The organism is Campylobacter sp. CNRCH_2014_2452 (genome assembly GCF_025772865.1).
In the GTDB taxonomy this organism is placed as follows: Bacteria; Campylobacterota; Campylobacteria; order Campylobacterales; family Campylobacteraceae; genus Campylobacter_D; species Campylobacter_D lari_D.
On sequence record NZ_JAKMSX010000003.1, the window covers coordinates 99,472 to 120,960 of the forward strand.

The 21,489-nt window shown below is 29.4% G+C and carries 21 protein-coding genes; 8 read left to right on the forward strand and 13 right to left on the reverse strand.

The features are described 5' to 3' along the window. Positions 1 to 6: 6 nt before the first annotated feature. Genes L8X38_RS02615 through L8X38_RS02640 form a run of 6 tightly spaced genes read right to left on the reverse strand, consistent with a single transcriptional unit; the run spans position 7 to position 6,919 of the window. Complete coding sequence (locus L8X38_RS02615) at positions 7 to 687, reverse strand: F0F1 ATP synthase subunit A (protein WP_133319696.1); 681 nt, start codon at positions 685 to 687, stop codon at positions 7 to 9. A gap of 60 nt (positions 688 to 747) precedes the next feature. Further along, positions 748 to 2,256 (reverse strand): phytoene desaturase family protein, encoded by a 1,509-nt coding sequence (locus tag L8X38_RS02620; RefSeq protein ID WP_258107999.1) that lies wholly within the window; start codon positions 2,254 to 2,256, stop codon positions 748 to 750. Continuing rightward, positions 2,247 to 3,587, reverse strand: a complete 1,341-nt coding sequence (gene radA / locus L8X38_RS02625; RefSeq protein WP_258108000.1) for a DNA repair protein RadA — start codon at positions 3,585 to 3,587, stop codon at positions 2,247 to 2,249. The genes L8X38_RS02620 and radA overlap by 10 nt, the downstream gene beginning before the upstream one ends. Positions 3,588 to 3,628: 41 nt before the next feature. Further along, a complete protein-coding gene (locus L8X38_RS02630; protein WP_263661215.1) occupies positions 3,629 to 5,464 on the reverse strand; it encodes a motility associated factor glycosyltransferase family protein in 1,836 nt (611 codons plus the stop codon). A gap of 43 nt (positions 5,465 to 5,507) precedes the next feature. Next, positions 5,508 to 6,374, reverse strand: a complete 867-nt coding sequence (gene ftsY / locus L8X38_RS02635; RefSeq protein ID WP_263659762.1) for a signal recognition particle-docking protein FtsY — start codon at positions 6,372 to 6,374, stop codon at positions 5,508 to 5,510. Further along, on the reverse strand, positions 6,374 to 6,919 hold the full coding sequence (locus tag L8X38_RS02640; RefSeq protein ID WP_133319700.1) for a TlpA family protein disulfide reductase: 546 nt from the start codon (positions 6,917 to 6,919) through the stop codon (positions 6,374 to 6,376). Before L8X38_RS02640 ends, ftsY begins: the two co-directional genes overlap by 1 nt. A 66-nt stretch (positions 6,920 to 6,985) precedes the next feature. On the opposite strand from L8X38_RS02640, the gene L8X38_RS02645 reads away from it, so the two are divergent. From L8X38_RS02645 to L8X38_RS02660, 4 genes are read left to right on the forward strand one after another with little or no spacing between them, the layout of a single operon-like run. Continuing rightward, on the forward strand, positions 6,986 to 7,615 hold the full coding sequence (locus L8X38_RS02645) for a 5-formyltetrahydrofolate cyclo-ligase (RefSeq protein ID WP_263661216.1): 630 nt from the start codon (positions 6,986 to 6,988) through the stop codon (positions 7,613 to 7,615). Beyond that, positions 7,539 to 9,092 (forward strand): ribonuclease Y, encoded by a 1,554-nt coding sequence (gene rny / locus L8X38_RS02650; RefSeq protein WP_263659764.1) that lies wholly within the window; start codon positions 7,539 to 7,541, stop codon positions 9,090 to 9,092. The genes L8X38_RS02645 and rny overlap by 77 nt, the downstream gene beginning before the upstream one ends. A gap of 8 nt (positions 9,093 to 9,100) precedes the next feature. Next, complete coding sequence (locus L8X38_RS02655; protein WP_263661217.1) at positions 9,101 to 9,664, forward strand: DedA family protein; 564 nt, start codon at positions 9,101 to 9,103, stop codon at positions 9,662 to 9,664. Further along, positions 9,661 to 10,920, forward strand: coding sequence for a ComEC/Rec2 family competence protein (locus L8X38_RS02660; RefSeq protein WP_263661218.1), 1,260 nt, complete (start codon positions 9,661 to 9,663; stop codon positions 10,918 to 10,920). Before L8X38_RS02655 ends, L8X38_RS02660 begins: the two co-directional genes overlap by 4 nt. On the opposite strand, the gene L8X38_RS02665 is transcribed toward L8X38_RS02660, so the two are convergent. The 3 genes from L8X38_RS02665 to L8X38_RS02675 are packed head-to-tail and all read right to left on the reverse strand — an operon-like array spanning position 10,867 to position 13,771. Next, on the reverse strand, positions 10,867 to 11,679 hold the full coding sequence (locus L8X38_RS02665) for a YihY/virulence factor BrkB family protein (RefSeq protein WP_133319705.1): 813 nt from the start codon (positions 11,677 to 11,679) through the stop codon (positions 10,867 to 10,869). The two genes, L8X38_RS02660 and L8X38_RS02665, sit on opposite strands and share 54 nt — an antisense overlap. After that, positions 11,679 to 13,061 (reverse strand): FAD-linked oxidase C-terminal domain-containing protein, encoded by a 1,383-nt coding sequence (locus L8X38_RS02670; protein ID WP_133319706.1) that lies wholly within the window; start codon positions 13,059 to 13,061, stop codon positions 11,679 to 11,681. Before L8X38_RS02670 ends, L8X38_RS02665 begins: the two co-directional genes overlap by 1 nt. After that, entirely contained in the window at positions 13,061 to 13,771 is a 711-nt protein-coding gene (locus L8X38_RS02675) for a plasminogen-binding N-terminal domain-containing protein (RefSeq protein WP_412175223.1), read from the reverse strand. Before L8X38_RS02675 ends, L8X38_RS02670 begins: the two co-directional genes overlap by 1 nt. A 127-nt stretch (positions 13,772 to 13,898) precedes the next feature. Here L8X38_RS02675 and L8X38_RS02680 point away from each other — a divergent pair, with 127 nt between their 5' ends. From L8X38_RS02680 to tpx, 3 genes are read left to right on the forward strand one after another with little or no spacing between them, the layout of a single operon-like run. Then, the gene (locus L8X38_RS02680) at positions 13,899 to 15,056 is read left to right on the forward strand and encodes a M23 family metallopeptidase (RefSeq protein WP_133319708.1); all 1,158 of its coding nucleotides are present in this window, start codon (positions 13,899 to 13,901) and stop codon (positions 15,054 to 15,056) included. A gap of 1 nt (position 15,057) precedes the next feature. Continuing rightward, positions 15,058 to 16,401, forward strand: a complete 1,344-nt coding sequence (gene mgtE / locus L8X38_RS02685) for a magnesium transporter (RefSeq protein ID WP_133319709.1) — start codon at positions 15,058 to 15,060, stop codon at positions 16,399 to 16,401. An 11-nt stretch (positions 16,402 to 16,412) separates the two neighbouring features. Beyond that, complete coding sequence (tpx, locus tag L8X38_RS02690) at positions 16,413 to 16,931, forward strand: thiol peroxidase (protein ID WP_263661219.1); 519 nt, start codon at positions 16,413 to 16,415, stop codon at positions 16,929 to 16,931. Here the strand turns inward: tpx and L8X38_RS02695 are convergent. From L8X38_RS02695 to waaF, 4 genes are all read right to left on the reverse strand, one after another. Beyond that, a complete protein-coding gene (locus L8X38_RS02695; protein WP_263661220.1) occupies positions 16,928 to 18,313 on the reverse strand; it encodes a replicative DNA helicase in 1,386 nt (461 codons plus the stop codon). The genes tpx and L8X38_RS02695 overlap by 4 nt on opposite strands. Positions 18,314 to 18,325: 12 nt before the next feature. Beyond that, positions 18,326 to 19,228, reverse strand: coding sequence for a cysteine synthase A (gene cysK / locus L8X38_RS02700; protein WP_263661221.1), 903 nt, complete (start codon positions 19,226 to 19,228; stop codon positions 18,326 to 18,328). 96 nt (positions 19,229 to 19,324) lie between these two features. Beyond that, positions 19,325 to 19,627 (reverse strand): HU family DNA-binding protein, encoded by a 303-nt coding sequence (locus L8X38_RS02705; protein ID WP_039619003.1) that lies wholly within the window; start codon positions 19,625 to 19,627, stop codon positions 19,325 to 19,327. Between the two features lie 92 nt (positions 19,628 to 19,719). Next, a complete protein-coding gene (gene waaF / locus L8X38_RS02710) occupies positions 19,720 to 20,634 on the reverse strand; it encodes a lipopolysaccharide heptosyltransferase II (RefSeq protein WP_263661222.1) in 915 nt (304 codons plus the stop codon). Positions 20,635 to 20,686: 52 nt separating this feature from the next. On the opposite strand from waaF, the gene L8X38_RS02715 reads away from it, so the two are divergent. Further along, the gene (locus L8X38_RS02715; protein ID WP_263661223.1) at positions 20,687 to 21,487 is read left to right on the forward strand and encodes a glycosyltransferase family 2 protein; all 801 of its coding nucleotides are present in this window, start codon (positions 20,687 to 20,689) and stop codon (positions 21,485 to 21,487) included. Positions 21,488 to 21,489: the final 2 nt, after the last annotated feature.

Here is a 21,489-nt window from a genome sequence, read left to right on the forward strand (position 1 = left end):
TAAAAATTAATGATGCTCATCAACTACAGTTGCACCTGCTAAATAAACATAAGTTAAAATCATAAAAATAAAAGATTGTAAAAATGCCATAAAAGTTAAAAGCATATAAGCAGGCAATGGCGCAACCCAAGGCACAAGAGCTAAAATAACTGCTAAGAATAAATCATCTCCCTTGATATTACCAAATAAACGGAAAGATAAAGAAATAACTCTTGAAAAATGAGAAACCACTTCTATAGGAAACATCAAAGGTGCTAGAATTTTCACAGGTCCCATGAAATGTGCAAAATACTTAAAAAATCCTTGAGTTCTAATACCTTCAAAATGATAATACACAAATACTATAATAGCCAAAGAAGCACTAAAATTTAAACTTGCTGTTGGAGCTTCAAAACCAGGGATGATTCCTATGATATTACTAAAAAACACCATAAAACCTATAGTTGCAACTAAAGGTAAATATTTTCTAGCAGCTTCATCGCTACCCATAGTATCCCTACCCATGCTTAAAATGCCTTCCATATAAGCTTCAGCCAAATTCTGACTACCTCTTGGGACAATTTGCATAGATCTTGTAGCAAGTTTTGCTAAAATCAAAGAAATCACAACCACTATACCCAAATGAAAAAAGTATGCAAAAGTGTGGCTAGAATCTATAAAAGAACTAAATAAAAATAAATCTTTCATTAAAAATCCTTAGCAGAATAAATATTTCAAAGCTAATATTATAAAAAAATTGCTTATATTTTAATGAAAATTCATTTTATTAGCACAAAAATATCCACCCAAAATCGCACCTGTAAAACCACCTCCAGGAAATATAAAAGCATTAGCAAAATATAAATTTTCTATACTTTTACTTTTATAATGCAATCTATATTTAACCCCTTCTTGATCTTGAGAAAATCCATAAATTGTACCCTCATAAGCTTTAGTATATCTTTGTATAGTTTTTGGCGTGGCTAATTCTTGATGGATTAAGTGTGAACTTAAATTTGGAAAAATCTCATCTAGTCTTTGCACTATGGCTTTTAATACTTCTTCTTTTTTAACTTTATAATCTTGCTTATTTAAATCCCACTCTTGATAATTTGAACTAAAAGCTACAACACCTATGTATTTATCACTAGCTAAGCCACTATCAACCTTAGAATAATTCACAAAAGCCATAGGCCTTTGTTTAATATCTAGTTTTAAAATATTAGTGTTTTCATATGAACTATTTAAAAAATCATCTTCAAATATAAAATTACAATAATCCATATTTTCATAAATTTTAGAAATATCTTTATCATAAATAAAATAAGCGCTTACTAAAGAACAAGCACGCTTTTTAGATTCTATTGCTTTGATTTCTTGGGTTAAATTTAACTCTTTAAGCAAGTCTTTATATACGATTAAAGGATCGCAATTTGCGATGATATTTTGCGCATGGATGGTATGTTTTTGATTATTTTGAATGTATTCTACTCCATAAGCTTTTTGTTCTTTTGTGAGTATTTTAACAACTTCAGCCTTAGCTAAAACCTGCCCTTGATTTTCTTTGATAACCTCAGCCAAAGCATCACTTAAAGCTTGCGAGCCACCTTTAATATACACTCCACCATCATAATAATGCTTTTGAGCAATGCCATGAAAACTGAAAATAAATTCTTTACTATCATGATGATAATAACTCATATTTGCATTTAAAATCTTTTTTAGCTTATCATTTTTAATATAAGCATTTAAAACATCATAAACTTTTTTATTAAACAATCTATTTTTAATAAATATCCAAGCAGTGTCAAAAGGAAACAACAATAACTCACTTAATTTTAAATCCCAAGGAAATCTTCGAATAGCATAAGCTTGCGTTTTTATAGCTTTAAAATATTTATCTATACCTTTGCACTCTTGCGGAAATTCTTTTTTCAAAACTTCTTTTACTTTTTCTATACCATGAGGTAAAGTTAGATTATAATTTTTACTTTTAATACTCCATGCACTTGGTAAAGGTAAAATTTGAATTTTATTCTTTATACCAAGCTTATCAAAAACCAAATGCTTCATATCAGTTTTTGCTTCACCTAGGTCCATCTCATGAAGTCCCGCATCAATCAAAGCGCCTTTTCTTTTAAAACAAGTAGCACAACCACCAATTAAAGAATGCTGTTCTAAAACTAAAACCCTTTTTCCATTTTTAGCTAAAAAAGCGCCTGCACTTAAGCCTCCAAGACCTGAACCTATAATGATTACATCAAATTTTACATCCATTCTAAAACCTCACGCAATTCTTTAGCTACAAAACATTTTAAGCCAAGTTCCTCCATAGGTTTTACAGGTACTATGGCATTTTTAAATTTTTGCATTTTAGCTTCTTTTAAACGCACATCAAGTGAAAATACTTCTTTGATTTCACCATTTAAACTAAGCTCACCCACAAAAACACTATCTTTGCTTAAAGGGCGGTTTTTAAAACTTGAAATAATTGCTGCAACCACCGCTAAATCTGCTGCAGTTTCACTAATTTTTACCCCACCACTTACATTAATAAAAACATCATAATGCCCCAAGGGAATTTCAAGCTTTCTCTCTAGTAAAGCTATGAGCATATCTAAACGATTTTTTTCATAGCCTGTTGCACTACGCTTTGGATAAGCACTCTCACAAACTAAGGCTTGAATTTCTAGCACTAAAGCTCTGCTTCCTTCCATCACTACACTCAAAGCACTACCACTTACTGCCTTACCACGCGTAAAAAATCTATTAGCTATATCTTTAGCACTAATCAAGCCTTTGGAAGTCATTTCAAAAATACCAACTTCGGAAATATTTCCAAAACGATTTTTAAAGCCTCTTAAAATTCTTATTTCTTTATTGGCATCGCCTTCAAAATAAAGCACTACATCTACCATATGCTCTAAAATTCTAGGTCCAGCTATAGCCCCATCTTTAGTGATATGTCCTATGATAAAAGTGCTAATATTATTGGCTTTAGAATAGCGCATCAACTCAAAAGTAATTTCTCTAACTTGAGTGATACTACCTGCTGCTGAAGTAATTTTATTAGAATATAAAGTTTGAATAGAATCAATAATTAAAATTTCATAATCTTTTTTAGAAAGCTCGCTTAAAATATCTTCCAAGCAAAGCTCAGTAAGTAAAAATAAATTCTCACAATTTGCATTTAAACGATCTGCACGCAGTTTGATTTGAGATTTACTCTCCTCGCCACTTACATAAAGTACTTTTTTACCACTTTTAGCCAAATTCGAAGCAATTTTTAATAAAAGTGTGGATTTTCCAACCCCAGGTGAACCCCCAATTAACACCAAAGAACCCACAACAAGCCCACCACCTAAAACTAAATCAAGCTCATTATCATCAGTGCTAATGCGTGTGAAATTTTCTGCTATAACATCATTTATACATACTGCAGAACTTGGGGTGTTTGAGAGTGAATTTAACTCTTTTAAAACCTTAATTTGTTCTTGCTTTAGCTCAACAAAACTATCCCAAGAACCACATTCAGGACATTTGCCTAGCCATTTACTTTGTTGATTTCCACAAGCTTGACATTCAAATAAAATGTGTTTTTTAGCCATAAATATTACCTAAATTTTTAAAAAGATTATATATTTTATTTTTAAATATTATCTAGTTGTCTTTTTCGAATCTCATCTTTTAACGGATCTAAATGTTTATTTATCTCATCTTTTGCCATTTTTATATTTGCTATTAAAATTTCAAATAAAAATATATGATCTTTTACCCAAGCTATATTCTTATCAAACCATTCTTCATTAGTCCTTGGATTAATCACATAAATTCTTGCTAAATTAAATTCAAATTGCTGCAAAAAAGGTCTAATAAATTCATATAAAAAAGTTTTACAATACTCATCAAGCTTAGTTTTATAAAAATCTAAATTTTTTATACTTTGGATAATCAAACTCTTCTTATCTTCAAATACCTCCAAAGATTGAATTTTATTTTCTATTTGAATCAAATTTTCAAAATAAAGTTCAAATTCTTTAACAAATCTATCGCAAAACTCTAAATTATCATTAATTACTTTATAACTTTGCAATAACAAATCATCTTGAGCATTCTTATCTATTGGCGATGGTTTTTCAAAAGGCTTTGTTAAATTTTCATCTAAAAATTCTTCACAACACTCTTTAAATGGTTTTTCTATAGTGCCTTCTATCCTAGCTCCACCTTCTGTGGCATTATAAAATTTAAAACCTTTTTTATTAGCTATATAATTTTGTATAGTAAATCTGAATGTATTCCAAGTACTATGAGTAAAAACTTCGCCAATTCCCCCATAAGCTATAGCTTTTTCCTCAACATCATTTAACTCTTCATCTTCATAATAATATCCACTGGCATGAGTTTTTCCATCTTCTCCATATGATAAATCTTGACCTATAAAAATAATATTTTCATGATTAAAATCACACGCTAATTGTAAAGCATTATAAGCTACTGTTCCGCCCGATGGAGATTTTCCAAAACCAAATAAATCAATTTTATTAAAAAATATGGTTGGATATGGAATTAGTAAAAAGTCTCTATTAGTGTTTTTTAAGTATTTAATCACTAAAGGGTGTACTAAGGTTAATAAAATAAATACTATATTATTATCTATATTTTCATAATTTTGCTTTAACAAATCAGCACTAAAATGAGTTCTTTCACTCATTAAAACAAAATCGGGTTTAATATTATTTTTTGCCAAAATAGAATAAGAACTATCAACACAAAATATACTAAATTTATCTTGATATTGTTTTAGTAAAGGAAGTTGCTTGTTTAAAGATGGGCCAGTAGAAACTATAATAGCTGATTTAACTTTTTTATTTCGCATAAGCCATAAATTTTTCAAGGGAGGATTTTTTATCATATTTGGTAAATTATAAATATATTGCACCAAACCTTGCAAAGAATCTTTAATATCATTACCTTGATGCAAAATAATAATTTTTAAAATTTCTGAAATTTTTTTGTTTAATTCGAGAATGTTATTTTCAAATTTTTCATAGTACTCATTATGTATGTGCATATCATATATTCTTAAAAAATTGTAAAAAGGTTTCATATAAAGTAAATACTCTAAATCTTGATTTGAAATTTCACTATTTAAAATGATTATTTTTCGCTCTTTTAATTCGTTCGAAAAATCTAAAACACTAAACACACTATATAACAATTCTAAATCATCTTCAAAAACAACTATATGTTTTAAATTTGGATTATTCAGTAGGCATTTATACAAAACACCACTACCAAAACCATAAAAATATAAAACAGGATATAGTAGATATTTATTTTGATATAAAGCAATGGTTTCTTCTAAATATTTTTTTGGGTTTTTATATAAATATTCTCCATTTTGATTTATCCAATTTAGCTGATCTACCCCCCCCCTATTATCCATCACCCAAGTGCTACTGTGTTTTTGCTTTAATTTTTCCATCAAGTAAGGATTATTTAGTGCGGATAAATTTTTTAAAAAAAGCTCATTTATACATCGGTTCCAATATAGCTTCTAAGTAGTCTTTAATACTAAATTCACATAAATCTTGCATTTTTTCCCCTACTCCTACATATAAAATAGGAAGTTCAAGCTCTCTTGCTATGCTAAATAAAGCTCCACCTTTGGCAGTTCCATCAAGTTTTGTAATAATCACTCCATCAAGTTTTACTAAATCATTAAAAGCTTTTGCCTGCAAAATTCCTGCCACACCTTGAGTGCCATCAAGTACAAGGATTTTTCTATGAGGAGCTCCTTGCATAGCTTTATCACTTATGCGGACAATTTTTTCAAGCTCATTAGCAAGATTTTTTTGATTTTGCAAGCGTCCTGCTGTATCTAAAATAACCCTATCATAGTTTTTTGCCAAAGCTTTAGAAATAGCATCATAAGCAACTGCCGAAGGATCATGTCCTTGTGAAGTAGCTATGATATCTATATTTAATTTTTGTGCCCATAATTTTAACTGCTCTATGGCTCCTGCTCTAAAAGTATCACAAGCCCCAAGTATAACTTTTTCACCATTTTCTTTATGCAAATGTGCCATTTTAGCAATGCTTGTGGTCTTACCTACCCCATTTACACCTAAAATCAAATCCACAAAAGGCTTAGCATTAGCAAGTTCAGGCTTATCATAAATAAAATAAGTCCCCATGACACGCTCTAAATCAGCCTTTTTAACCTCATCACTTGGAGGAAGATAGTAAATAATCTCTTCAACTATCTCATACGCCACATCAGCTTCTAAAAGCATTTCTTCAAGCAAATCTTTAGTAATGATTTTATTTGAAGCCTTAACTAAATGAATACTTTCTAAGGTTTTTTTCAAACCATTTTTTAAAAATCCAAACATTACATTATCGCTTTTTGTATATCTATATCTAACATTTCTTCAGGAATTAAACCTAAATACTCTTTAACTTTTTCGCCCTTTGCATTAAATAAAACCATTGTTGGAATAGAGCTGATATTTAAAACTTTAGAAAAAATAAAACTATTCTCTCCTAAAACCGAAGAAAAATTCATCTTTTCTTTTTGTATAAACTCCAATAATTCTTGTTTTTTATCTTCTTCTAAAAAAAGCGCTATGACTTCAAATCTATCTTGATATTTTTTATTTAAATTATTTAAATGTGGAATTTCAGCTTTGCATGGCTCACACCAACTTGTAAAAAATACAAACAACTTAGCTTTTGCTGTATCATCAAAATTAAATTCTTGTTCATGGTATTTCACATACATTTTTCTACCATCTAAAAATTTCAAAGTAAAATCAGTATTCTCACTTTGACTTAAACTTGCATTATCAGTATTTTCATTACTAGAATTTTCTTTATCACTTGAGCATGAAGTAAAAAAAATCATAGCAAAAATTGCTAAAAAAATTTTAAATTTCAAGTCATATCCTTATGATTTTTTAAGCTTAAAAGTATAACATAAAAAGTTAAAAAACCAAGGAAAGCTTTGATAAAAAATGACTTTAGAATAAAACAGAAATTTAAAATGAAATCGAAACTAAAATTTCAATACAAAAGAGATTTTTTAGTTTTTCAAGAAGTAAATAAAATTTTAAAATCTTGTAAAAATTACAAAAATATCCTTATATATATTCCTTTAAAATATGAAATTAATCTTTATAAATTCAGACATTTTTTAACAAAAAAATACCGAATTTTTGTTCCATTTATGCAAGATAAAAGTTTAAAGGTAGTAAAATTAAGGTTAGCTCTTGATAAAAAGAGTTTTGGGGTATATGAACCAAAAGATTCTTTTTTGCAAACTCGTATAGATGTTGCAATCATCCCTGTTATAGGAGTAGATGCAAAATTAGGAAGAGTTGGTCATGGCCAAGGATTTTACGATAGGTTTTTTGAAAATATTTCTTATAAAAAACCTTTAGTTATTTTCACACAAATGATGGATGCAAAATCTCATCAAATTTTTAGTCAAGACCATGATATAAAAGGAAATTTTTATATAAACCCTTATAAAAAATATTTTAGGAAAGTTAAAAACAATGATAGAAATATTAGTCGCATTAATAGCCGTTTTCATAGGCGGAGGGATTGGATATATAGTCGCCAAAAAGATTAATGATGCAAATTTCAATATCTTTTTAGAGCAAGCAAAAGCAAAAGCAAAAGCCATTGAATATGAAGCTGAGCTAACACTTAAAGATGCTAAAAATTCAGTTGCTGAGGCTGAATTTGCAGCAAAGAAAAAATTTGATGAAAAAATTCAAAAACTACAAAAAGAGCATTCTATTAAGCTAGAAGAACTCAACAAAAAAGAACAAAATCTTCATTATCAAGAAAAACTTCATGAAGAAAACAAAAACAAATTAGCAAAAGAGCAGCAAACTATAAAAGCTTTACATGAAGAAAATGAAAATTTAAAACAAAGCTACGAAATAAAGTTAAATGATGTTTTAAAAATTCTTGAACATTCAGCTGGTCTCACACAAGAAGAGGCAAAAAGCATAGTCTTACAAAAAGTAGAAGAAACCTCAAGAGCTGAAATTGCTCATATTGTTAGAAAATACGAAGAAGAAGCTAGAAATGAAGCCAAAAGAAAGGCTAATTTTATCTTAGCACAAGCTACTTCAAGATTTGCAGGAGAATTCGCCGCTGAAAGGTTGATCAATGTAGTAAATATCAAAAATGATGAGTTAAAAGGACGCATTATAGGTAAAGAAGGGAGAAATGTTAAAACCTTAGAAATGGTTTTGGGCGTTGATATTATCATAGATGATACGCCTGGAGCAATTATAGTAAGTTGTTTTAATCTTTATAGACGCGCCATTGCTACAAAGGTGATTGAACTTTTAGTTGAAGACGGTAGAATACAACCTGCAAAAATAGAAGAAATTCATGAAAAAGTTTGCAAAGAATTTGAAGATAATATCTTAGAAGAAGGTCAAACTATAGTAATGGATTTAGGACTTAATAATATCCATCCTGAAATTGTTAAATTAATAGGAAAATTAAGATATAGAGCAAGTTATGGACAAAATGCTCTAGCACACTCTTTGGAAGTAGCGCATTTAGCTGGAATCATAGCAGCTGAGTGTGGTGGCGATGAAAAACTGGCAAGAAGAGCTGGAATTTTACACGATATAGGCAAGGCTTTAACGCATGAATTTGAAGGTTCTCATGTAGATTTAGGAGCTGAACTTTGCAAAAGATACAAAGAACATCCTATAGTGATTAATGCGATTTATGCTCACCATGGACATGAAGAGGCTACAAGTATAGAATCAGCTGCAGTTTGTACAGCAGATACACTAAGCGCTGCACGCCCTGGAGCAAGGCGTGAGGTTTTAGAGGCCTTCTTGAAACGAGTTAGCGAACTTGAAGATATAGCAAAAAGTAAAGAAGGGGTTAAAAAAGCTTATGCTATTAATGCTGGTAGAGAAATTAGAGTTATTGTTAATGCAAAATTAGTCAATGATGATGAGTCTGTGCTTTTAGCTAAAGAAATAGCTGAAGAAATTCAAGAAAAAGTTCAATACCCTGGTGAAATAAAAGTTAATGTCATCAGAGAGCTTAGAGCTGTTGATTTTGCAAGATAAGGTTTTTCATGCAAGAAATGATTGATAATCTTAGCACTTATGGTTATTTGATTTTATTTTTTTATTCTTTTGGTGGAGGAATGGTGGCCATACTTGCTGCCGGGGTACTTTGTGCAAGTTCAACTAAACTTGATTTGCATTTGTGTATATTTTTAGCCTTTTTGGCTAATACCATAGGTTCAACCCTATTATTTATTCTAGGAAAATATTATAAAAAAGACATAATGCCTTATTTTAAAAATCATAAAAGAAAAATCGCGCTTGCTATGATAAAAATCAAAAAATATGGAGATTTACTTTTAGTAGTGCAAAAATTTATTTACGGGGTAAAAACTATCATTCCTATAGCAGCAGGCCTTTGCAAATTTAGCTTTGTAAGATTTTTTATCATCAATACCCTAGCTAGTTTAATTTGGGCTATAATACTTGGTTATGCTGGATTTATTTTTGGAAACACCTTAAAGGAGGCTTTTGAAATTTTTTCAAATCATCCTTATATAGCACCTGCCTTTATAATCACTTTAATTTTTATTATATGGTTATACTTATCACGCTTTTCTAAGAAAAAATGAATTTAAAATTCTCTATAAAAGATTCTTATAGAGAATTTTTAATTTTATTATTATGTTTTTTAGCAATTTTTAGCCTAAATCTCACTTATGAGTATAAAAAATACCAAAATTTTAAACTCACAAAACATTTATTGCTTAAAAATAATATCATTATATCTAGCTATCAAAAAACTAATAAAAAAGGTAAAAAATACCAAGTTTTTAAAATTAAAAATTCTGATTTTGTTTTTTACACTACTAGTTTTAAAGATCTAAATTTAAGTAAAAATGATATTATAAATCTTAGGATTATTACTAAAAATATTAACTTTAAAGATTATCTTAGTAAAAATTTTTTTGTACCAAGTTATGATTTTCATAAAACTAATGCTCAAAAAGAAAATATCTTAGTGGAGTATTTTTTAAATCAACATCAAAATGAAAAAATCAAAGAATTTTACGGGGCTTTATTCTTTGCAAAAAATGTATCAAGTGAACTTAGAAATGATGTAAATTTTTACGATATCGCGCATTTAATTGCTATTAGTGGATATCATTTGGGCTTGTTATTTAGCTTTTGCTTTTTGATTTTTGCTCCTTTATATGCCTTTTTTCACAAACGATATTTTCCTTATAGAAGTTTAAAACTTGATATTAGTATTTTTGCTTTCTTGCTTTTAATTTTGTATATATTTTTAATAGACTTTAGCCCTTCTTATATAAGAGCTTTATGTATGAGTATTTTTGCTTTTTATCTATTTAGCAAAAATATTAAAATTTTGAGTTTTAAATTTTTATTCTTAAGTGTAATTTTATGTATAAGCTTATTTCCAAATTTATTATTTAGCGTTGGCTTTTTGTTTTCAAGTTTAGGAGTATTTTATATTTATTTATATTTACATCATTTTAAAGATAATTTTTCAAAAAATTATATTCATATTATTTTTATAAATTTTTGGACTTTTTTAGCAATGATAATTCCTGTATTATATTTTTTTCCACTTATTAGTTTTCAACAATTTTTAGGTATACCTTTAAGCATATTATTTGCTTTATTTTACCCTATAAGTTTATTACTGCATTTATTATCTTATGGAGATGTATTAGATGAAATATTATTAGCATTATTTGATTTTAAATTAAATAGTATATTGTTACACATACCATTAGAAATTTATCTTATTTATATATTTTTATCCTTCATGGCTATTTTTCATCGTTATTTAGCTCTTTTTGTAATTTCTCTTGGTTTTATTCCCTTTATTTTCTTGATTTAAAATCAAATAAACCCTTAAACCCAAAAGATAAATAATCCAAGAAATATAAATCCACAAAAAGAAAAACAATATCACAGAAAAAGAACCATATACATTTAAATAAGTTTTATTATATACAGCATAATACACAAAAATCATCTTAGAAATATACCAAATCACAGAAGCACCAAAAGAACTAATAAGCAAAGTTTTTAAATCACCTTTTTTACTCACTGAACTTGAATAAGATGTAAAAAACAAAGCCCATATAATCACATAAGGTAAAATCTCAAAAAAATTTAAAGCAATATTAAAATCATCTAAGGTTTTTTGTATAAAACCTGAAATGTAAAAACTCACTCCAAGTCCAAGTGGAGTTAATGTTGCCAAAGTCCAATAAGAACTTATACTATGCCAAAGACTTTTAGAGTCTTCTTCTAAAAGCTTATTAATAACATAATCATAACCTGAAAAAAATGCTAAAGAAGTCAAAGCCATAGCTAAAAGACCAATTAAACCAAGATTGACACTATTTTTTAAAAAAGTGTTAATATATTGTGTTATTAATTCTTGTTGAGTTGGGATTAAAAAAGTAAAAATTAAATTTTTAATTCTTTCTTGATACATTTCAAAACTTGGAATTTGAGTAAAAACCCAAAAACATAAAAATAAAAGCGGTATTAAAGATAAAATAGTATAAAAACTCAAAGCTGCAGCATAATTTAAAATTTCTTTATCTCTTATGCTTAAAAGAATTTTTATGAAGTTTTTAAAATTCATCAAAGTCCCATTTTAAAAGGATTAAGTATATTATTTGGATCAAATGCTTTTTTGATATTTCTCATCAAGTCCATTTCAGCTTCACTAAAAGCAAGCTTCATAAAAGGAGCTTTTGAAATGCCTATACCATGCTCCCCACTTAAGGTTCCACCTAAAGAAACTGTAAGCTTAAACACCTCTTCTACAGCTTCGTAACCTTTTTTAACCAACTCAGGATTATTTTTATCACTTACCATTACATTAGTATGCACATTACCATCGCCAGTATGACCAAAACAAGGGATTTTAAAACCATATTTTTTAGAAATTTCAGCTATGCCTTTTAAAAGATCAGGTAGTTTTGAACGCGGCACTGTAATATCTTCATTAAGCTTTAAATTTCCATACATTGCTATACTTTGAGAGCAGTTTCTTCTAGCAAACCAAATATTGGCTGCTTCTTGCTCATCTTTTGCTATTTTAAACTCTCTTACGCCAGATTCATAAAAACTCTCTTGCAAAATTTTTAAATCTGCTTCAATAGCCTCTTCTACATTGCCATCTACATCAGCGATTAAAATCGCACCCGCATCCATAGGTAAGCCTTTTTGGAATTTTTGTTCTAATGCTTGTATGCTTAATTGATCTAAAAATTCCATAGATACAGGAGTCACACCTTTAGCTAAAGTTTTATAAACTGCATTCATTGCTTCATCAATGCTGTTAAAAATCCCCATAGCTGTCTTTTTAAACTTTGGCAAAGCTACTAGTTTTAAAGTAATCTCACTAAGCACAGCCAAAGATCCCTCACTTGCTATTAAAATTCCAGCTAGATTATAACCCGCTACATCTTTTATAGTTTTTTTACCTGCTCTAATGATTTCTCCATTAGGTAAAACAGCTCTTAAAGCCATTACATAATCTTTAGTTATACCATACTTAGCAGCTCTCATACCTCCTGCATTTTCGCTTACATTCCCCCCTAAAGAAGAATACTCCATACTAGCAGGATCAGGTGGATAAAATAAACCATATTCTTTTGCTTTTTCTTGTAAAGCCATATTTATCACACCAGGCTGCACTACTGCAACTAAATTTTCAAGATCAATTTCTAAAATTTTATTCATATGTTTTTCAAAGCTTAACACTACTCCACCATTAATAGCTAAGCTTCCACCGGTAAATCCACTACCTGAGCCCCTAGGAATAACGATGATTTTATTTTCATTACAATATTTTAAAATTTGACTAATATCATTTTCATCTCTTGGAAAAAGCACTCCATCAGGTAAATAATGCTTTTTAGTAGCATCATAACTATACGCTCTTTTGTGAATAGGATCAAAATGAGCATTTTCAACCCCTAAAAGATCTTGAAAAAATTTTTGATGGATTTCTTGCATTATTTTTCTCTAGTTAAGCTAATTAATTTTTCATAATATACATAATAATTTCCAATTGCTTCATCATTTAAGCTAAAAATATCGCTTTTATAACCTGTAATTCTTGAATAAAATGGAATTTGCAAACTTTGAGCTTGAGGTATGTTAAATTCTTCTATCTTGCCAAAATCTTGACAATCAACTATCTCAGCTTTATTTTCTAAAGCTACCACTAAAAGCCCAACAGCATTTTTTGAACAAAAAGATCTAAAATCTGATCTTCTTGGAGTTTGGCGGTATTCTTGTATCATATGAGCACCAAATAAATCAGGGTGTAAAAAATAAAGTCCATTTAATTTTTGAGCTATAAAATCATACACATTTTTATCAGGAGCTATAATCAAGGCTCTATCATATAAATAATTTAAAACTATTTTATCGCCTACTTGTGGCAATACATTTGGTAAAGGCATAGCATCTTGAGCTAGCATATCAAAAACTTTAAATTGTAATTTAACTAAGCCATTTTCACGCCCTATCACACTAGCTCTTGCAATAATTGATTTTTGTGTATCAATTTCATGCACAACTATACCACTTGAGTGCAATAAAATTCTAGGATCATCTTTTATATAACCATAAATATCATCTACTTTTTCAAGTTTTGTTTGTATTAAATCAAAATTTTTAGCTTGCAAAAATGCTAAAAAACAACAAAGCATTAAAATAATTCTTGACAACTGATACTCCTTAAAAAAGTGTAAAAATTAAATTATATTGTATTTTCCTTACAAAATTGTAAGAAAAATTAAGTAAAATACAAATTTATGTTTAAATTTTAGAAGGCTTTAAAATACCATGAAAAAAATTTTCATATCTTTACTTATATCGATAAAACTTTTTGCTATTTCAAGTGTTGAAGAACTTTCTTGGGAGAATGGTAAAACTTTACTTGATTTTTTACAAGATCACTCCATACCTTTGAATTTATACTATAATCTTGATGCTGAAGATAAAGAACTAAGTGCAGAAATTGCAAGTGGTATTAAATACCAAATGTTAAAAGATGATCAAGGAGAATTAGAACAGGTTTTAATCCCAATCAGTGATGATTTACAAATTCATATTTACAAAAATACTGAAAATAAATTCGTATTAAGTTTTACTCCAATTTCTTATACCAAAGAAAAAAGAACTATTCGCGTAGCTATTAACAATTCAGCTTATCAAGATGTTTATGATGAAAGTGGTAGCGTAACCTTAGCAAGAGCTATGGTAAGAGCTTTTAAAAATAGTGTTAATTTTAAAAATGTTAGAAAAGGCGATAGTGTAGTATTAATTTATGAGCAAAAAAGAAGACTAGGAAGACTTTTTGGCGATATTAATATCCAAGCAGCTTTAGCTAATATTAGAGGTAAAGAATATTCTGTATTTTTATATAAAGATTCTTATTATAATGCTCAAGGAAAAGAGCTTGAAAATTTCTTTTTAACTAAACCTGTCAAATATACAAGGATTTCAGATCGTTTTACTAGAGCAAGATACCATCCTATATTAAAACGCTATAGAGCACACCTAGGTATTGACTATGCAGCTCCAACGGGTACTCCAGTTAAAAGTGCAGGAGATGGAACGATTAGCTTTGTTGGGACAAAAGGTGGTTATGGTAAGGTTGTACAAGTAAAACACATGTCAGGCTATATGACTTTATATGCTCATCTTAGTCGCTTTGCAAAAATCAAACGCGGACAAAAAGTTAAGCAAGGACAAGTGATTGCTTATGTAGGCTCTACTGGTATGAGTACTGGACCACATTTGCATTTTGGACTTTATCTAAATAATAAAGCAATTAATCCTGAAACTATAGTTAAAATTCCAAAATCAAGCTTAAGTGGAAAAAACAAAGAAGAATTTTTAAAAATGGCAAAAGAGTATGAAAACCGCTTGCAAAGCATTGATGAAAATTATAAAAATCCACCAAAAGAACAAAATATAGAAAATTCTATGGAGCTTTGAGATGATGAATGATTTTTTAGAAGCACAAGAACTTTTAAAAAATACTTTCAAAGATCAAAGTACCTATGAAATCAATGAAGCCTTAAAAACTATTAAAAGGCATGATGAAGAGCTTTATTTAAAAACTCTTAAATCTTTTGATACTTACACACTTGCAAATGTAGCTACTATAACGCCTGAACATATCTTAGAAGATATTTTAGAAAACTTAAGCATTATAAAGATTGCAAAAGCAGTAGAAGAGCTTGAAAGTGATGATGCAACAGACTTAATTAAGCGTTTTGAAGAGCTAAATCCACAAAAAACTTTAGCTATTTTAAACCGCTTAAGTTCAGAAGATAAAGAAGAAATTTTACGCCTTAAAAATTATGATGAAAATACCGCTGGTGCTTATATGCAAACAGAAATTTTCACAGCCTCTATTAATGAAAGTATAGAAAAGGCCATTAAAAGATATAGAATTTTAAAGCATTCAGGACAAGTAGATCAAATTTTTCAAGTTTATATCATAGATAAACAAGGAAAACTTTGCAATGCTATCAACCTAAGCGATCTCTTGCTTTGGGATTTTAAACTAAGTTTTGCAGATATTATTAAAAACAACAATGAAAAATATAAATGTTATAGCATTAAAGATCATGAAGATATACAAAAGGCTATTGATATAGTAGAAGATTATGATTTAAGTGTTTTGGCTGTTATAAATGACGATGGAGTGCTTTTGGGTAGAATTACTTATGATGATATTCATGATTTAATCCAAGAAAATGCAACAGAGCAAATTTATAATTTAGCCGGAGTTGATGCAGATGTTGAAGAAGAAAGTGCTTTTAAAGCAGCTAAAGCAAGAGCTTTTTGGCTCATGATTAATCTTACAACTTCATTAATTTCAGCTAATATCATCAGTCTTTTTTCAGGTGAAATAGAACAACTTGTAGCTCTAGCAGTACTTATGCCTATTGTAGCTTCCATGGGAGGTAACACAGGCTCACAAGCCTTAGCGGTAACAGTTAGAAAACTCTCACTCAATGAAGTAGAATTCAAAGATGCTAAAAAAGTTATATTAAGAGAGAGTGGAATTTCTTTATTAAATGGGCTTATATTTGCTAGCGTTATGAGCATTATAGCTTTTATATGGTTTAAAACAGCCCTTTTAGGACTTGTTATAGCTTTGTCAATGCTAATCAATCTAGCCTTAGCCGGTTTTGTAGGCTCTTTTGTGCCATTAACTTTGAAAAAATTTAAAATTGATCCTGCGGTAGGTTCAAGTGTTGTGATTACTGCAATTACTGATGGTTTGGGTTTTTTCAGCTTTTTACTTTTAGCTAAGATGATTTTATTATAAAAAGGAAAATTGTGTCAAGCATTATATATAAAAAACAAAACATAAAACTCACAGGAAATCAACTACAAATTGGCGATAATGCTCCAAAAGTGACTTTAAAAACTAAAAATCTTGCCTCAGTAGAAATAGCACCACCTGGAAAAACTCAAATTTTACTAACTTTTCCTAGCTTAGACACTCAAGTATGTTCCAAACAAGCTAAAGAAACTAACAAAAGATTGGCATCTATAAAAAACATTGAAGTGATTGTTATTAGCATGGACTTACCTTTTGCTATGGATCGTTTTTGTGCGACTGAAGGAATTGATAATATCATAGTTGCAAGTGATTTTGCCTTTAAAGATTTTGGCACTAATTATGGAGTATTAATACATGATAGTATATTTGCAGGATTATTAGCAAGATCAGCTTTTATAGTTAAAGATGAAAAAATAATATACAAACAGCTCGTAAAAGAGCTGATGGGAAAAATTGATTTTAAAGATTTAGAGCTTTTTATACAAAACGATTATCGCTATTCTTTAAATTAACCTTCAAAATTGGTAACTATAAAATCTTCTTTTGGAGCTTCAATAAAGCACGATTTTTCTTTTAAGAAAAGCAAATCCACATGCCCTACAGGACCATTTCTATTTTTACCTATAATAAGCTCAGCTTTTTCTTGCACAGGATTTGGCATAAATTTTCTCTCATAAGTTTTGCCTTCATTTTTGGCTTTATTTTCTCTTTCTTTTTCTTCTTGTTCTCTATAAACCTCATCTCTATATACAAATAAAATCGTATCTGCATCTTGTTCTATAGCGCCACTCTCTCTTAAATCACTAAGCATAGGTCGTTTATTTGCTCTACTTTCTAATGAACGATTAAGCTGTGAGAGTGCCACTACTGGCATATTTAATTCTCTTGCTAAAAGCTTTAAACCTCTTGAAATTTCACTCACTTGTAAATGCCTATCATTAAAAGCTGAGTTACTCATCATAAGACCGATGTAATCAACTACGCAAAGCTCAATACTCTCATCTTGAGCCTTGATTTTGCGTAAAATTGAACGAATGTCTGCTATGCTAGCATAACCACTATCATAAATATAAAGATTTTTTTGCGCATATTCATTACAAGCATCACCTACCCTACTCCACTCATCATCGCTTAAATCTGCGATTAGAATTTTTTGCAAAGGAATGGAAGTTTTTGCACTGATTAATCTTTGCATGATTTGCGTAGCAGGCATTTCTAGTGAAAACATTACAACACCTTTATTTTGCCTTAGTGTTTTTTCTATAAAATTTAAACAAATTGTAGTTTTTCCCATGCCAGGGCGTGCTGCGATGATTACAAGATCGCCGGGTTTAAAGCCTTTTGTCATTTTATTAAGCTCACTAAAACCTGTATCAAGTCCCAAAATATCTTTATTTTCAGCTTCTTTTTGCTTTTTAAACTCATCCATAAGCTCAGACATCACCATAGTCATATCCTTAATACTATTACTATTTACACGGTTTGTAAGATTAAAAATTTCTTTGCCTATTTCATCTGAGATTTGAGAAATGCTTTTATCTTCATTTACCCTTGTAGGTATAGTATAAGCAAAATTTAAAAGCTGGCGTCTAATGGATTTTTCTCTTAATTCATAAGCGTATTTACTCACATCTGCTATGGAAGTAGTAGCTAAAACTTCAGCTAAAATTTGCTCATCTACTTTTTTATGTTTTCTTATAAAACTTGCACTTATAGGCTCGCCTGCATTCACACAAGCTAAAATAGCTTTATAAATATCTTGATGAGCTTTGAGCGAAAAATCATTAATCTCAATATCCGAAGAAACACTAAAAAAAGAATCTTCACTATATATACAAGAACTTAAAATCGCCCTTTCAAGATCTAAATCAAAATGCTCATTATTTTGACTCATACACACCCCTAATTATAAATTTGCAAATAAATCAGTTGACAAATATCGCTCGGCTGTATCATTTAACATAGTCAAGACTTTTTTATCAGGGTTTTCTAAAGCAATTTTTCTAGCCATATATACATTTGCACCACTTGAAATTCCTGCCATTATGCCATTTTTACCAAGCTCTAAGGCTGTATTTATAGCATCTTCATTGCTTACACAAACTATCTCATCTATAATTTTTTGATTTAAAATTTTAGGGATAAAATTTGCACCTATACCTTGAATTTTATGGCTTGCAGCGGTATTTTGGCTCAAAAGTGGCGAAGATGCGGGTTCTAAGGCTATGATTTTGACATTAGGATTGTGTTCTTTTAAAATTTCTCCTACCCCGCTAATAGTCCCGCCTGTACCAAAACCTGCTAAAAAAATACCAAGATCGGGTAAAGCTTTTAAAATTTCTAAAGCAGTATTTTTTTTATGTGCGTTTTTGTTGTTGATATTTTCAAATTGACTTACCATAAATGAATTTGGAATTTCACTCAAAAGCTCATTAGCTCTATCAAGCGCTCCTTGCATGCCTTTACTTGCTTGAGTAAGTTCTAGCTTTGCACCAAAAAAACTCATCATTTTTCTACGCTCAATACTCATAGACTCAGGCATAGCTATGATAAGTTTAAGCTTTAAGCTTGCACAAATCATTGCTAAAGCTATGCCGGTATTTCCACTTGTAGCTTCTATAATGGTTGTTTCTTGATTGATTTTACCTTCATTTAAAGCTTGTTTTATCATCTCCACAGCCGCTCTATCTTTTATAGAATGACTTGGATTAAAATACTCGCATTTAGCATAAAGATTTGGAGCAAATTCTTTTAAAGAAACAATCGGGGTGTTACCTATACAATCTAAGATATTATTATAAACTGACATTGTCTTCCTTTAATATTTTTAAAAACAATATCAAAAGAAAATTAATACTTAACTATGAAGAAAAACGCAAAAGTTTTTTAACTTTTGCGCAAAGAATTATTTTTTAGCTTTTTTAGCAGTTTTAGCAGCAGCAACTGCGTCTTTAAGGTTTTTACCTACTTTAAATTTAGCAACTTTAGTAGCAGGTACTTTGATAGTAGCACCAGTGCTTGGTACTCTAGCTTCTCTAGCAGCTCTTTCAGCTACAGAAAATGTACCAAAACCAATAAAGCTAATGCTATCACCTTTAGCTAATACATCAGTAATAGTAGCGATTACTGCATCAGTAGCTGCAGTTGCATCTTTTTTAGTTAGCCCAGCAGTTTGAGCAACTTGAGAAATAAAATCTGCTTTAGTCATAAAAAGCTCCTTGATTAAAAATGATTGTTAAGTTTAACACATTTATCAAGCTTTTGCAAGAGGTTTAAACCCAAATCACAAAGAAAAATATGCTAAAAAAATGTTTTTGCTAAATTTATTACCACTTCAGGCTTTAAATCTTTCATACATTTGTGGTGTTTTAAAGGGCAGACCTTTTGCATACAAGGCATACAAGCTAAATTTAAATGTGCTATTTTAGCATTTTCTTGCCAAGGCGAGGTTTGACTAAATTTAGTCGAGCCAAAAATAGCCACCGTTTTCACCCCATAAACTGCACCTATATGCATAGGACCACTGTCGTTTGTGATGAGCAAATCAAGCATAGAAATATTTTTACATAAAGTATAAATACTAGTTTTACCACAAAGATTTTTTGATTTGATACCTTCTTTTAGAAGAAAATACTCAATTTCATCACAAATTTCTCTCTCACTTTCTACTCCAAAGATTAAAATTTGATGAGTTGAGCTAAATTCTTTTGCTACCCTTGCAAAATAGCTCGCTTCCCATCTTTTGGCACTTCCAAAATGTGCACCCGGGTTTATACCTAAGATTTTTTGAGTTGATTTTGCTTTTATAGGGAGTTTTAAAGCATTTGAAGTGGCTTTAAAATTTAAGGCTTTTTCTATGAAATTTAAGTATTTTAAGACTTGGTGTTCTTCTTTTAGAATATTTTTATCAAAATAAAATCTTTTTTTTGCTTTGATTAGATTTAAAATGATCTTGCTTGAAAATGCCGAGCGAAACGAAAAAGCTAGATCAAATTTACCAAGGTTTTTTCTAGCTTTTAAAATTTGCTTATATCTTTGCTTTTTATTTTCTACTAAAATTTGAGCATTTTCAAAGCGTTTAAAAAGCTCTGTGCTTACAAAAGAACCATAAAAAGTAAATTTAGCTTGAGGGTATTTTTCTTTCATAGCATAAATAGCCGCACTAGCCATCACCGCATCGCCAAGCCAAGTAGGAAGGTTGATAAAAATATTCATAATTTTCCTTAAAAATAAAAGCTATAATTATATCAAAAAATAAAGAGCTAAAATGAGTCAAATTTCCATCATACTACCAACCTATAATGTGGAAAAGTATATTGCTAGAGCATTAGAAAGTTGTATTAAACAAACTTTTAAAGATATAGAAATCATTGTGGTAGATGACCTTGGCAATGATAAAAGTATAGATATAGCTAAAGAATATGCTAGCAAAGATGATAGGATAAAAATCATACATAATGAAGAGAATTTAGGAACTTTTGCTAGTAGAAATATAGGTGTATTAAATTCAAGCTCACCCTATATAATGTTTTTAGATCCTGATGATTATTTAGAGCTTAATGCTTGTGAAGTTGGGCTTGAAAAAATCAAAAATGTAGATATGGTAGTGTTTGATGCATATGTACATAGGGTGAAATTTAAGAAATTTTATAGATTTAAACAAGATGAGCATTTTAACAAAAATAAATTTTTGGAATTTTTATTTAATCAAAAGCATTTTTGCTGGAGTGTTTGGGCAAAAGTATATAGGAAAAATTTGATTTTAAAAAGTTTTGAGTATGTTGATTTTAAAGAAAAACTTTGTTATGGAGAAGATGTGCTTTTTAACTATATAAATTTTATGCTAAGTGAGAGCTTTTTTGTATCGCAAGAATGCATATACCGCTATGAATTTAATGACAATGGTAGATATGAAAACAAAAATAAAGAAATTTTATGGCAAAATTACAAAGATAAAAAAAGAAGTTTTGAGCTTATAAAAAAGCTCTCGTGTGATTATAAAAAATTTAATGAAAAATTACTTGAAATTTTTGAAATCGATTTAATAAATTTAAAAAATAGATTATAAAA